The following is a 13,542-nucleotide window of genomic DNA, read 5'->3' on the forward strand; positions in this document are numbered from 1 at the left end:
CATTGATAAAACCACCATTTTTTGGCTATGCTACTGTTATACCACCCGCAAACCATTTCACCCTATTTCTGCCATTGAATTTCTTGTTCTTTTGAGTCATCAGATATTGCTAATAGTCCGAGCTATTACCTGCAACCCAATGACTCAAAACTATCAAAAACTGCTTCAACATTAAACACCGCAAAATGATTCGCGAGTGGTATAGACTTCCTAATATTCCACAATTATACACTTGTTCCCTTTTATGTTCCCAATGCATAATGCCGATGAGCAGGGGGTGTGCTGAACTACAAGGTTAGCAAAAAATCACCGATTCACTTTCTTAATGCCTGTTCGTGTATAGCTAAGCGAGCTTTATATGCTAGTATTGCTTGGCTGTTAATAGAATAAAGGAAGTGAGATGAGAAAATTTGCAATCGTAACAGGTGGAAGTAGGGGTATTGGATTCGCTGTTGCCAAATATTTAGCAAAATCAGGCTATGATTTAGCATTGATTGCAAGAGATCAAGCCAAATTAACAGAGGCAAAATTAGCGATAGAAATAGAGTCCCCGGATGCTGAGGTGAGTATATATGCATCTGATATTGGTGATGCAGAAAAATCCTATCAGCTGACTCAGAAAATTTGTCAAAGTACAAAGCAAGTTGATGTTTTGTTTAATAATGCTGGGGTTGCATTAGCTGGAACAGATGAGCTTTCTATCAGTGATATGCAAAGCATGTTAAATATCAATGTGATGGGTGTGTTTGCTGTTGCAAAAGCAGTTCTAGAGAAAATGGCTGAGCAAAAATCAGGCTATATTATGAACCTATCTTCTATGTCAGGTAGAAGGTCTTTGCCTAGAATGGGCGGATATGGTGCCAGCAAATTCGCAGTCAGTGGTTTAACCGAGGCTTTATTTGCAAAGTATGTCCCACAAGGCATTCAAGTGACAGCAATTTGTCCAGGTGTGATTGATACGGATATGACCAGAGGTGTAAGTTTGGAAAATGCCGATAAAATCCAGCTTACAGATATTGTTGCGACAGTTGATTATCTATTAACTGTTGGAAGGCAGACTGCCATTCCATTTATTGAGATGAGAAATAGTGCTTTGGTTGGCAAAGATGGGAGCTTATCCAATGCTAAAAAGGCTGATCAGCCTCTAGAAAACGCTTAGAGATCAATGCGCTCTAGTGTTGCAATTTTTGTGACAACGGCTAAGACTTCTGTCGCGCGCTTGATTTCATCAACTGATGGCAAGGAAGGTGCAATACGAATATTTGCGTCACTTGGGTCTATTCCATAAGGGAAAGTTGCTCCTGCTTTTGTGAGCTTAACTCCCGCTTCAGCTGCCATATTAACGACTTTTTTGGCTAAGTTGTTTTGGGTGTTAAAGCTAATAAAATACCCGCCTTCAGGCTTAATCCACGTGGCATATTCACCCAAGTTGCCAAGCTCTTTTGTTAAAATCTCATCAACGGCATCAAATTTAGGTTTAAGTATCTCAGCATGTGCTTTCATATGAGAAAGAAAAGCATCTTTTGATGGTAAAAGCTTGAGGTGTCTTAGCTGATTTATTTTGTCATAGCCTATGCTTTGGAAGCTAAGTTGCTTTTGAAACCAAGCGATATTTGCCTCATTCGCAGCAATGATTGCCACTCCAGCACCGGCATAGGTGATTTTAGAAGTTGATGCATACATAAATACACGATCTGGGTTGCCCGCATCTTTAGCTGCTTTTAATATGTTTTTAACATATTTGTTTTCAGAGCTGAAATCCAAATGGTGCATTGCATAGGCATTATCCCAGAAAATTCTAAAGTCGCTAGCTGCCGTTTTCATGCGAGCTAAGCGCAATACAGTTTCATCACTATAGATTTCACCAGTTGGATTACTATATTGTGGCACACACCACATTCCTTTAATTTGTGGATCATCTAATAGCAATTTTTCTACATAGTCCATGTCAGGACCATGACCGGTTAAAGGAACATTAATCATTTCAATACCAAGTGCCTCACAAATGCCAAAATGTCGATCATATCCAGGCGTTGGGCATAGGAACTTGATTTTTCCTTGTTCAGACCAGCTTTTTGATGCTTGAGGAAGCTTTATCAACAGGGCACGGATGATGGTGTCATACATCAAGCTTAAAGAGGAATTACCACCAATGATAATATTCTCTTGTGGAATTGACAGTACATCAGAGAAGAGTTTTTTTGCCTCTGGGAGCCCAGTTAAAAACTGGGGTGTGCTGTAGTTCCTATAATCAGGTGCTTCTCTAGCCTCTTCAGCGCTTATGTTTGTGAGAATGTCATCAGAGAGAGAAAGCTGTTCCTTTGAAGGTTTTCCGCGTGTTAAATCAAGGGAAAGATTCTGTGCTTTAAGGTTTTGATAACGCTCATACAAGGCTTTTAATAGCAGCTCGTTTTCAGTAGAAGTGCTTGCAATCATCTTTTATTAACTCCAAGAAACCAGTAGATAAATATAAATTCCAACATATAACAACATAAAGATAAATGGCATATAGGTTTCAAGGCGCTTAAGTGGCGCGAAGGATCCTTTTTGCTCTGCGGTTACACGCTCAGCCGAAAAAATAGGGCTTGAGGGCAATCGTTTTTCCAGCGCACCAATTACCTGCTCTTTAATATTAACAGTATGGCGATAAAAGCGAACCACACGCCACCAGCAATAGCAAATAGCAAGAAGCCCCAAAAGAGGCAGTACTAAAAGACCAAGTGACAGCTCTGTGCTGGAGCGACTAATGCCAAGTGCCATGATTCCCACAACAAGGATGTTAACAATTAGGAAAAACAAGTTGATAGAAACACGGCGAAAGCTTGCTCTGTCAGCCATTTCGACATAAATTTTATATTGCTCGATCAAAAGAGAGTAATACTGCTCATTACTGAAATTGTCCTGCTCTTCATTCCATAGCTTATCTATATTGGCGTCATTATAACGACTCATAGGGCGTAAACTCCATTATTAAAATCATCGAATTTAATTTGTTTTTATAGCCTTATGGTAATCGGAATTGTAGCAAATATCCAGTTATTCAATCGACACCGACCTAAAATACTGAAATCATAAGAATGGTAACGGAGTGTAATTTTATGAAGCTTTAGTCACTTTACTTTTCTTTAAGGAATAAACACAGGAAAATAAACATAGCCTATTTCATTTTTGTGGGGGAAAAATGTATTTGGAAAATGAAAAATCAGGAAAGTCTCTTTTTATTTATTTCTCAGGGACAGGAGATTTTAATAGAGTACAGTTTAGCAATTATAGTGCCTTAAAATACTATATTGGTAGTGACAGAAAATTAGATGGGTATGTAGTTACGGGCTGCGGTCATAACACATTAGATTTTATTTTTCCTAAACTTGAGCTAACAGCTAAGATATTAGCAGATAAACTTAGAAACCCTAGCGACTTGCACAGTAGATATAACAATAGGATAAGTGAAAACAGAAAAAAGGGGAGGGGTAACGATAGTCCAAGGCTATTAAGAAGGTTTTTTTCCCCGATTGGGACGACAACAGAATTGGTCCACAATGAATCCCACTACGATAACATTATATTAAGTGGCTTTAGTAGAGGTTGTTTTTCTGCAGTTTTTTTAGCCAAGCAGCTTTCTAAGTTTATGAATCCAAAAAAAATATGCCTATTTTGCTTTGATCCTGTACCTGGCAATATGTCCAGTTATTTTCCTCGATCAATATCTTCACAAGCAGATTGCTTACAAAGTGAAAAACTCCGATTTGTGTTTTTTGGAGTTGGCAATTATTTAAATAAGATTCCGAGCATGGAAAGATATGTTCCAAAAATATCGCCTTTCACAGAGGTGGATATAGCTTTGCTAGAGGCCAAAAATCATGTCGAATCTCTTGATGATCGAGATGAAATTATTTTGTTCTATTTGAAGCAATTTCGCATTATTGGGGATTTACACATGTTGTCAAATGTCCCTGAAGAGGCGTCAATAAGATATGGCTTAGGTGCTTTTGGTCTACACCGAGTGTGGGGAAATATAAAGCAAAAGGTTGCAGGGTTTCCAATTACAAATAGCGAGTCTGTATTTACTATTAGGAGGACTCAAAAATATATGGAGATAGTATATTTATTGCATATTTTGAAAATAATTGAAGTTTCATTTAAGCTTGAAAAATTAGATAGTTTATCGTTTAGGTCACAGATCCAGCAATATCAAGCACAGCTTAAACGATCGTTAGTTAATCAAACGCCTATTGTTGTACCTTCATATATCAAATCAATCAGCAATCTTATTTATTTTCATATTCCACAGATGATTACAAGGAAAAAGTATATTGATGAATATATCAGTCCAAATATTTATCATTCCTATTTTGCTGATTTAGCATCTGCTTTAGAAAATACAGTGCCACAAAAAGAGTTTAGCAATCCAGTCTTTAGGCGGGGTGACCCTCTAAGGCAAGCATTGAGAAGATAATTTGGCATTATATTAAATTTTAAGTGCATCACCCTTAAAGGCCACGCCAGACATTAGTAGACCATTTTCACACACATAAGTGGTGTTACTGTTATTTGCAATGCCTTGCCAGTTTGACTGGATGTTTCCAACCGCATTACCTCCGAGTTTCTGTGCTTGAATTTTCATATCAATCAGTGCCGAATAAAAAACCCAATTACAAGAAATAACAGGCTCCTTGGCAACAGCATTAGTGCGATTACTGGTTGAGATGGGCCCTAATTTTTTCGAGAAATAAGGCGCTGAGTTTTGACCAAAATAGTATTTAAAGTCATCTGTTTTTGCCTTTACATCTGAGGGCATTTTTTCAAATGCCTGATTTATATTATATTGATGATAGCCTGTATTTGATGTGCACCCTGCAATGAGAGCGAGTGTAGAAAAGGCAAAAAGCGCAGTCGCTAGCTTTTTTGTAAACACGATATTCATGGGTGATAATCCTAGCTATAAACGAATGTAAGCTCGCCTTTTTTATTTGCAGTCAACTCAGCGCGCCCACCGGAAGATAGTTTACCAAATAAAATCTCCTCGGCCAGTTGTTTTTTGATTTGCTCTTGGATTAATCGTGACATAGGACGAGCCCCCATTTTTTCATCATAACCGTGTTCGGCTAGCCAGTCTTTTGCTTTTTCATCCACCTCAAGTGATACCCCTCGTTGATCAAGCTGCCCTTGAAGCTGTGCCAAGAACTTATCAACAACTGATTTCACATCATCTTTAGATAAAGACTCAAATTGAATCACAGCATCTAAGCGATTACGAAATTCAGGGGTGAAAACACGTTTAAGTGCTTCCATACTATCTGGGCGATTATCCTGCTCTGCAAAGCCCATCACATTTTTCTGTGATTCAAAGGCGCCAGCATTGGTCGTCATAATCAAGATGATATTTCTAAAGTCAGCTTTTCGGCCATTGTTATCTGTTAAGGTGCCGTGATCCATTACCTGTAATAATAGGTTATAAATATCTGGGTGTGCTTTTTCTATTTCATCCAGAAGCACGACAGCATAAGGGTGCTTCATCACAGCTTCAGTGAGAAGCCCACCTTCTTCATAGCCAACATAGCCAGGAGGTGAGCCAATCAACCTTGAGACGGTGTGGCGCTCCATATATTCAGACATGTCAAAACGCAATAGCTCAACACCCAGTAAATTAGCAAGCTGTTGTGTTACCTCGGTTTTACCCACCCCAGTTGGGCCGGCAAATAAAAATGATCCCCACGGCTTATCTGGATCTCTGAGTCCTGCTCTGGCAAGTTTAATGGTGTCAACCATAGCTTCAATAGCATTATCTTGACCATAAACCAGCATTTTTAAATCTTTGCCTAAAGAAGCCATAGAGTCTTTGTCGGAGCTAGAGACGGTTTTGGCAGGAATACGTGCAAGACGTGCCACCATGTTTTCAACATCGGTAACGTTGATGAGCTTTTTCCTTTTGGCAGTCGTAGTTTGCTGGAATGCACCCAGCTCATCAATGACATCAATCGCCTTATCCGGTAGAAATCGCTCTGCAATGTATTTAGCCGAAAGCTCTGCTGCTGCATGCAGTGCAGGGAGTGTATATTTGATATTGTGATGGTCTTCAAAGTAAGGCTTAAGACCTTTTAAAATTTCATAGGTTTGCTCAATAGTTGGTTCTTCAACATCAACTTTTTGAAAGCGTCTTGCCAAAGCATGGTCTTTTTCAAAGATGGTGCGATATTCTTGATAAGTCGTGGAACCAATACATTTCAAATCACCTGAGGCAAGCGCAGGTTTAATTAAATTTGATGCGTCCATAACGCCACCGGAGGCAGCGCCAGCGCCTACAATTGTATGGATTTCATCAATAAATAAAATAGCACCTTCTTGCTCTTGAAGTTGTTTTAGTACTTCCTTAAAACGCTTTTCAAAATCACCACGATATTTCGTTCCAGCAAGCAATGTGCCCATATCTAGCGAATAAATAACGCCGTTTGATAATACTTTTGGCACTTGTGCATCAACAATTTTCTTCGCAAGCCCCTCAGCAATAGCCGTTTTACCAACACCAGCCTCGCCAACAAGAAGTGGGTTATTTTTACGCCGGCGACAAAGCACTTGAACGACACGTTCAACCTCATAGTCTCTGCCAATTAAACGATCAATTTTACCTGCTTTGGCACGCTCATTTAAATTAACTGCATACAGCTCAAGCGGTGTTTTTTCTCTTTGTTCTTCAGAGGGCGCTGAGACTGTTTGCTGTGCTTGTTGTGATGAACTTGATGAGTTTGAAACGCCATGCGATAAATAGTTGACGACATCCAAGCGTGTAACATTTTCTTGTTTCAGTAAACTGACTGCTTGAGAGTCTTGTTCACTAAAAATTGCCACAAGAACATTTGACCCTTGCACCTCGCTTCGACCAGAAGATTGTACATGAAACACAGCACGCTGTAGCACACGTTGAAACCCAAGTGTTGGCTGTGTGTCTTTACCTTCTTCAACAATTTTTGGGGTCGATTGATCAATAAAGCTATTGAGTGCTCCTCGTAGTCTTGCAATGTCAGCACCGCAAGCCTTGAGTACCTTTTTTGCATCTGCATTATCAAGGAGTGCGCTTAGCAAGTGCTCAACAGTCAAATATTCATGCTTAAGGTCTCTGGCATATTGAAACGCCTGATTTAACGTTAACTCTAATTCCTTACTTAGCATATGACACCTGCAACTGTTCGTGATCCTTATCTTTATCATAGACCAATTGCTGGTACAAAAAAACTTGAATATGAAAAACTCTTGCCCTTTTGTAGTAATTTAACGAGAAGAGATTTTATTGGAGGTTATTTATTTGCAGTTAAAAATAAAAGTGGATGTCCTTTCGCCCTTGCAATATCCATTGCAGTATAAGCCATCGTCTCTGCAATATCCTTTGGAAATTCACCGCACAACGCTTTGCCATCAAAGTGTGCTTTCATTGTCGTACGTTCAGAGGTTCTCTCGTCCATTTTAAATACGCGTTCTAGTACATCAACAACAAATTCCATTGGCGTAAAGTTATCATTATATACATATACTTTACGGCTAAATGATTCACTGTGATAGGCGCATGAATGCTCAACACTTTTGCTGATAGGCGACTCAATACTCAAGCTTGTCATTTCACTCAACTCCCATAAAGTAGGTTACGTTTTAACCAAGTGGCTGTATTACACCAAATTTGTATTACAAAATCAAGAATTTATAGTAAATATTCATCTTTTTTGTATTGAGGGAGTTGATAAAAAAATAAGTTAAGTTTACCGGAGGTATCTATAGGTATGCTTTAAAGTGTGTTGTTAAAGAAAAAACAATTGGTGGCTAAGTTGGCTATTTATTTCGCAGTTGCAGTATTTAAAAAATTATGATTTGGTTGTAAATATTCAAAAATGCCGTGATTGCTATTGTTTTTTCCATTTACAATTAGCAGAATGCTTTTTTGGGCTGACAAATTTGGAGTAGTAGCATGGAAAAGAAGCCACAATCAATAGCAAGTAGTGAAAAAATGTATCATGTTGGTTTATCTAAAGAGATGCTTAAGGGCGCGCGTTATGCTATTTTGCCTGGGGATCCAGGGCGTGTCGCATCGATTGCAAATCAGATTGATGACAATTGTATCTCACTTGCACAAAATCGGGAGTATACCTCTTATCTCGCTTATATTGATAATGAGCCCGTGCTTGTATGTTCTACTGGAATGGGTGGCCCATCGGTTTCCATCGCAGTTGAGGAGCTCGCGTGTCTTGGAATTACACACTACATTCGTATTGGAACCACTGGTGCGATACAAAAAAATATCTCACTTGGAAGTTTGATTGTATCTACAGCGTCGGTAAGGCTTGATGGGACATCATTTCATTATGCGCCAGAAGGCTACCCTGCGGTGGCTGATTTTGAATTAACACAAAGCTTAATTAAACAGTCGCGCCTCCATAAAGAAGAAACACATTTTGGGATTACAGCTTCTTCAGACACATTCTATCCGGGGCAAGAGCGGTATGATAGCTTTAGTGGTTATGTCAGAAAACAATTTCAAGACTCACTGCAGGAGTGGCAGAAGTTGAATGTGCTGAACTTCGAAATGGAGTCTTCTGCACTTTTTGTTGTGTGTAGTGCACTTAAGCTTCATGCGGCAGCAATTTATACAGTAATGGCAAATCGCACTCAGTCTGAAGCATTAAACCATACGGTATACAAAAAGGGTGTTAATAGTTGTGTTGAAGTGATCAAATCGGCAATTTCTGAGAGTCTATCTGAGAAGCAGCTTAAAGCGCCCAGCCATAAAGAGCTAGAGGATGCTTAATTTTGTGTTATTAACTGGGAATGGAAAAAAGCTTTTTTTCAATCCAGCGTAATAGCCCAAAGAAGCTTTCTTGAAAGGGACGTCTTTTAAAATTACTAAAGGGTTTGGTAATCAAAATGGGATACGCACCTGCTAGAATACAAGCTAAACATCCAGTTAGTAAGCGATCATCGACTAAAGCGATTTCATAACTTTTGCATTTAGCAAGTGTTTGAATTTGTTGTAATCCATCTGGGTAGGGCTTTTTGCGCACATTATCAATGAAACGGATCTTTGGGAAGTATTTTTCAAAATATGACTTCCTCTCTAGAGTAGGCTTATTTGAGAGGATGAAAATATGCTCCTGAGGAAATCGCTCGCAAAAAGTGCTGAGCCAATTTTTAATGGACTCACTTGGAAGCGGTTGACCATGTGCTGCTAAAACACCATCAAAATCGAGTGCTAAATACTGAACATTCGCCTTTTGCAGTAATAGAGGACTAAGCGATGTCACGCTTGTGAGCCTATGTTTTTTTTGCCTGATTGCCTTTAGCTTCTTTTTGGCTTTAAAGCTCTCTTTTAAGGTAAAATATAACTTTCCCATCTACTTATCATGTGCCTCAAGCGCGAGCGCCTTTTTATATAAACTATTCTTCTTTAACCCTGTAATATCAGCTGCAAGCTTCACCGCTTGTTTCAAAGGCAGCTCACGTAGTAATACAGATAATACATGTTCGCTATTAATAGAAGTGTCATCAGTATTATGCGTTTGCTGTTCGCCTTGAATCAAAATAACAAACTCCCCCTTACATAACAATGGATCATCGTTAAATTTCTGTTGTATCTCAGCTGCATTGCCGATAAAAAAATGCTCATATTGTTTGGTGAGTTCTTTGGCAACAACAATGCATCGATCAGCAAGTACGTTATTTATTGACTCAAGTGTCGAGGTAATTCTGTGTGTTGACTCGTAAAAAATATGCGTCATGTGAAGTGGCTTTATTGAATTTAGCAGGTTAAGCCGAGCAGTACTCTTTACAGGAAAAAACCCATGAAACTGAAATGCATCTGAAGGAAGTCCTGATGCTGATAGTGCGGTAATAAGTGCACTCACACCCGGAATGGGAACAATTTTATAGCCCTTTTCACGTAGGTTTTGACAGATAATAAAACCGGGGTCAGAAATAAGCGGGGTTCCTGCATCACTGACAAGAACGACAACCTCATTATTATCAAGCGCTGTGATTATTTGTGAAATGCGTTCTTTTTCATTGTGTTCATGGCAAGAAAGCATCTTAGGCGGTGTGATGGCATATTTTTGTAATAACTGCCTAGAGACTCTGGTGTCTTCAGCAAAAATAATGCTGGCTTCTTTTAGTATATCAAGTGCACGTAAAGTAATGTCTTTCAAGTTCCCAATAGGTGTGGAAACGATATACAATACGCCAGATTCAACTTTGTTTTTCAAATCCATGTATTCACCAGTTTTGCAATATCGCCAGCCCCTTGCAGCAATACAATATCATTTTCTTCAATCACATTGTTTAATTGACAATGTACAGAGTTAAAATCGCCAGTATAGTAGCAATTTTTTTGTGTGCTTGCTAAGTGTGTTGCTATCTCTTTTGCAGTAATTTTCTCGATAGGCTTTTCACCCGCTGCGTATATATCCATTAGTAAAAGGATATCAGGTTTTTTTAATACAGTAATAAACTCATTAAATAAATCATGTGTGCGTGAATAGCGGTGCGGTTGAAAAATATGAATAATACGCCTTTTAGGAAAACGAAGTTTAATGGCTTCTAGAGTCACCGCAATTTCCTTTGGATGATGTCCGTAATCATCGATTAAAGTAATGGATTTATTCGCAATAGAAGTTTGGTAGCAATCAAAGCGTCTTTTAACACCTTTAAAGTTAGCAATTGCTTTTTGGATAGCGTTAACATCAATGCCAAGCTTTAACATCAGCCCAATCACAGAAAGGGCATTCAGCACATTATGTTTTCCGGGTAAATAAAGCTCAAACCCTTTTACTATTGTGCCAAAATAATCAACATCAAAGTATGATACACCCTCTTGTTGCTGATAGTTTAGCGCCTTGATTTTCGCACTCTCTGCAAAGCCATATGAGATATAGTTTCTTTTAATAATTGTTGTTAAATTTTGTATGCCACTGTCATCAATGCCAAGAAATAGTACTCCCTCAGAGGCTAAATTATCAGTAAATTGTGAAAATAGGGCGAGTAGTTTTTGATCTTGATGTTCAAAAGTCGCCATATGGTCTTTATCAATATTGGTGATTACACCAAATGAGGGTTTAAAACAGGACAAAGAAGCATCGCTTTCATCAGCTTCATAGATAAAATAATCATTACTTGTTTGGCTGTGATGACCGTGATTTTTGAGTGTATGCACTTCTCCTCCAAGCACATAACTTGGCTCTAAGGATAGCTCACTCATTGTGTGGGCAAAAAGCGATGATACAGTGGTTTTACCATGTGTGCCTGTGATGGCAATTTTGTGATGATAAGACATGCTTAGCTCTTCTAATAGCTCAGCACGGTGACAAAGGGTGATTTGTTGTGTTTTGGCACTTTTGTATTCAGGGTTATCAGGATGTATAGCAGATGAGTAAATCACTTTATCAATATGACTAGCATTTAATTCTTTGTGTTCAAAGTGAATCTCTGCGCCAGCTTGAATCAGTTTGTCAGTCAGTATACTTGAATTCAAATCAGAACCTGTAACTTTGATGCCTTTTTCAAGAGATAAAAGTGCTAAAGCAGACATACCAATGCCGCCAATGCCAATGAAGTGATAATGTAGAGTGCGCTGTTTATTTATCATAGGGTTATATACAAAAAAATGCTGCAACACATCATAATACAAATAACAATAAAAGCCCAATTGATTTGCTTTTTGTTCGTCCATAGTACACTAAAAGTACTTTGAGAGATTTTTCTTGCTATTAATAAAATAAATAAGCTACGCTCGTCACATACAAAGATCAAAATTAACTTAGCTCATACCCATCATCAACGATTTTTTGTGGGTATTGTGATAGGAGAATATAGCCATGCTGATTAAAAACAAACCGGTTACCTTGACATTTTTTATCACCTTGTTTCAGACGATGAGTACAGGGGTGATGTTCAGCTTAACGGTGCTGTATCTCACCTTGTCTTTAAAAGTTACTGAGCAAGAAGCCTACGCGCTAAATGCAGCACTGTTTTCACTTTTTTACTGTTTGCCACTTGTTGCCGGGATTGTGTCAGATCGTCTTTTAGATGCGAAACGTACCTTAATTATTGGGCAGCTGTTTAGCATCGTTGGTTTTTTTAGTTTGGCGGCACTTGGTAGTGAAATACTGGTTGCCAGTTTAAGTTGTATCGCTATTGGTGGAGCTTTTTATCTGCCAAGCATGTGGAAGCTTTTAAATAGCTGTTTTCAAGGACATGTTAAGAAGCGATCATATTATTTTACCGTTGCTTATATTAGCTTGGCAACAGGTGGTGTTATTTCAACCTTTAGCTCAGGATATATTGCTGAATATCTAGGCTATCATAGCGCCTTTTATATCGGTGGCATTTACAATGTTATTGCGCTTGTCCTATTTATACTATTTCACCGCATTTACCCAACTTCAAACTATCAAAGATCTTATCGTAAAGTAAGCTTCAGTGCAGCGGCATTTGCCATTACATTTATTATTGTATATTACCTAATCCAGCAGCCATATATCTCAAGTATTGTGATCTATATTGCAGGTGTCTTATTGGTCATTTATTTTAGTTATCTTGCGCTTCAGGCAAAAACAGTTATTGAAAGAAAAAACATTTTCCTATTTTTGCTGTTTTGTTTTATTGCTTGTGCTTATTGGAGTATTGCCACACTGGCGCAAAGCAATATTACACTATTTGCCAAATACAATCTAAATAGACATATATTTAACTTTGAATATCCGGCAGGTTCAGTCATTAGCTTTTGGTATATCAGCATGTTTATATGTGCCATTTTGGTTTGTGTATTTTGGTATCGAAAGTTGCAGCATAATGCCTTTAATCAGAAGTTTTTTATTGGCTTGATTGTCACCACACTTGCAAGTATTACTATTCCTGCTGCTATTTTAATGTCAGAAACAGGTGCACAAGTGGCATTTTTTTGGATCGTGATATTTTTCTTCTTTTTGGGATTAGGGGAGATTTTGATTCAACCAAATGGCAATGCCGCCGCGGGTGAATGCATTCCTGAAAAACATCGAGGGTTTGCGCTTGGCGCATGGCAGTTTGCAGGTGGGTTAGGAGTTGCTATTTCAGGGCAACTTTCAATGTTAACGATTACAAAAGACCACACTGCAAATAATTTAGCGCTCAGTAACCAAATGTACAGTCAGGTTTTTTTCTATATCGCAATTGTGTGTTTAATTTTTGCAGTTATTGCCTATTTAGTAGGCTTAAAGTTGCATGCAGCAAGGAATACCCCCTAAATTTGCGGTATTACAATCAATCATCAAATCGCATATCATTACCTTGTCTATACAGACAGTGAACTTTAGGTGATAAACTTTAAGTTTATGTGGGGGCTGAAGTCCAGCGCTTCTGAGGGTGGGGTATCCCTCAGAAGATGCCTGTATCAAAGTAAGTTCGAATCCACTTTATTCCATCAGTTTAATTTTGATATTTAAAGCGCAAAACGCTTGTCAGATAGTTATGATAAATATTTTAATGTTGAATTTAGGTTCCACTAACAAAAAGCATCATTAAGATGGTATA

12 protein-coding genes are annotated in these 13,542 nt (G+C 38.4%); 4 read left to right on the forward strand and 8 right to left on the reverse strand.

Features of this window, described 5'->3' with window-relative positions; all coding sequences use genetic code 11:
- Positions 1–400: 400 nt before the first annotated feature.
- Positions 401–1,159 (forward strand): SDR family NAD(P)-dependent oxidoreductase, encoded by a 759-nt coding sequence (locus A37Q_RS0112820; RefSeq protein WP_018300687.1) that lies wholly within the window; start codon positions 401–403, stop codon positions 1,157–1,159.
- On the opposite strand, the gene A37Q_RS0112825 is transcribed toward A37Q_RS0112820, so the two are convergent.
- Both A37Q_RS0112825 and A37Q_RS0112830 read right to left on the reverse strand, forming a co-directional pair.
- Positions 1,156–2,436, reverse strand: coding sequence for an aspartate aminotransferase type Ic (locus tag A37Q_RS0112825; RefSeq protein ID WP_018300688.1), 1,281 nt, complete (start codon positions 2,434–2,436; stop codon positions 1,156–1,158). The two genes, A37Q_RS0112820 and A37Q_RS0112825, sit on opposite strands and share 4 nt — an antisense overlap.
- Before the next feature lie 6 nt (positions 2,437–2,442).
- Positions 2,443–2,952, reverse strand: coding sequence for a RipA family octameric membrane protein (locus A37Q_RS0112830; protein ID WP_018300689.1), 510 nt, complete (start codon positions 2,950–2,952; stop codon positions 2,443–2,445).
- Between the two features lie 229 nt (positions 2,953–3,181).
- Between A37Q_RS0112830 and A37Q_RS0112835 the strand changes: the two genes are divergently transcribed.
- Entirely contained in the window at positions 3,182–4,456 is a 1,275-nt protein-coding gene (locus tag A37Q_RS0112835) for a hypothetical protein (protein WP_018300690.1), read from the forward strand.
- A 12-nt stretch (positions 4,457–4,468) separates the two neighbouring features.
- On the opposite strand, the gene A37Q_RS15515 is transcribed toward A37Q_RS0112835, so the two are convergent.
- The 3 genes from A37Q_RS15515 to A37Q_RS0112850 form a co-directional block, all read right to left on the reverse strand.
- Positions 4,469–4,924: a hypothetical protein gene (locus tag A37Q_RS15515; protein ID WP_018300691.1), complete on the reverse strand. Its 456-nt coding sequence runs from the start codon at positions 4,922–4,924 to the stop codon at positions 4,469–4,471.
- An 11-nt stretch (positions 4,925–4,935) separates the two neighbouring features.
- A complete protein-coding gene (gene clpA, locus A37Q_RS0112845) occupies positions 4,936–7,167 on the reverse strand; it encodes an ATP-dependent Clp protease ATP-binding subunit ClpA (RefSeq protein WP_018300692.1) in 2,232 nt (743 codons plus the stop codon).
- A 125-nt stretch (positions 7,168–7,292) separates the two neighbouring features.
- On the reverse strand, positions 7,293–7,610 hold the full coding sequence (locus tag A37Q_RS0112850; protein WP_018300693.1) for an ATP-dependent Clp protease adaptor ClpS: 318 nt from the start codon (positions 7,608–7,610) through the stop codon (positions 7,293–7,295).
- A gap of 344 nt (positions 7,611–7,954) precedes the next feature.
- On the opposite strand from A37Q_RS0112850, the gene udp reads away from it, so the two are divergent.
- Positions 7,955–8,791: a uridine phosphorylase gene (gene udp, locus A37Q_RS15520; RefSeq protein WP_018300694.1), complete on the forward strand. Its 837-nt coding sequence runs from the start codon at positions 7,955–7,957 to the stop codon at positions 8,789–8,791.
- A gap of 10 nt (positions 8,792–8,801) precedes the next feature.
- Here udp and A37Q_RS0112860 read toward each other — a convergent pair whose 3' ends face one another.
- Genes A37Q_RS0112860 through murC form a run of 3 tightly spaced genes read right to left on the reverse strand, consistent with a single transcriptional unit; the run spans position 8,802 to position 11,701 of the window.
- On the reverse strand, positions 8,802–9,374 hold the full coding sequence (locus A37Q_RS0112860; RefSeq protein ID WP_018300695.1) for a YqeG family HAD IIIA-type phosphatase: 573 nt from the start codon (positions 9,372–9,374) through the stop codon (positions 8,802–8,804).
- On the reverse strand, positions 9,375–10,244 hold the full coding sequence (gene rsmI / locus A37Q_RS0112865) for a 16S rRNA (cytidine(1402)-2'-O)-methyltransferase (RefSeq protein ID WP_018300696.1): 870 nt from the start codon (positions 10,242–10,244) through the stop codon (positions 9,375–9,377).
- The gene (murC, locus tag A37Q_RS0112870; protein WP_018300697.1) at positions 10,235–11,701 is read right to left on the reverse strand and encodes a UDP-N-acetylmuramate--L-alanine ligase; all 1,467 of its coding nucleotides are present in this window, start codon (positions 11,699–11,701) and stop codon (positions 10,235–10,237) included. Before murC ends, rsmI begins: the two co-directional genes overlap by 10 nt.
- A 145-nt stretch (positions 11,702–11,846) precedes the next feature.
- Here murC and A37Q_RS0112875 point away from each other — a divergent pair, with 145 nt between their 5' ends.
- Positions 11,847–13,256 carry an MFS transporter gene (locus tag A37Q_RS0112875; RefSeq protein WP_018300698.1) on the forward strand — a complete coding sequence of 470 codons (1,410 nt, stop codon included), beginning with the start codon at positions 11,847–11,849 and terminating at the stop codon, positions 13,254–13,256.
- Positions 13,257–13,542 lie beyond the last annotated feature (286 nt).

The organism is Fangia hongkongensis FSC776 = DSM 21703 (genome assembly GCF_000379445.1).
Taxonomy (GTDB): Bacteria; Pseudomonadota; Gammaproteobacteria; order Francisellales; family Francisellaceae; genus Fangia; species Fangia hongkongensis.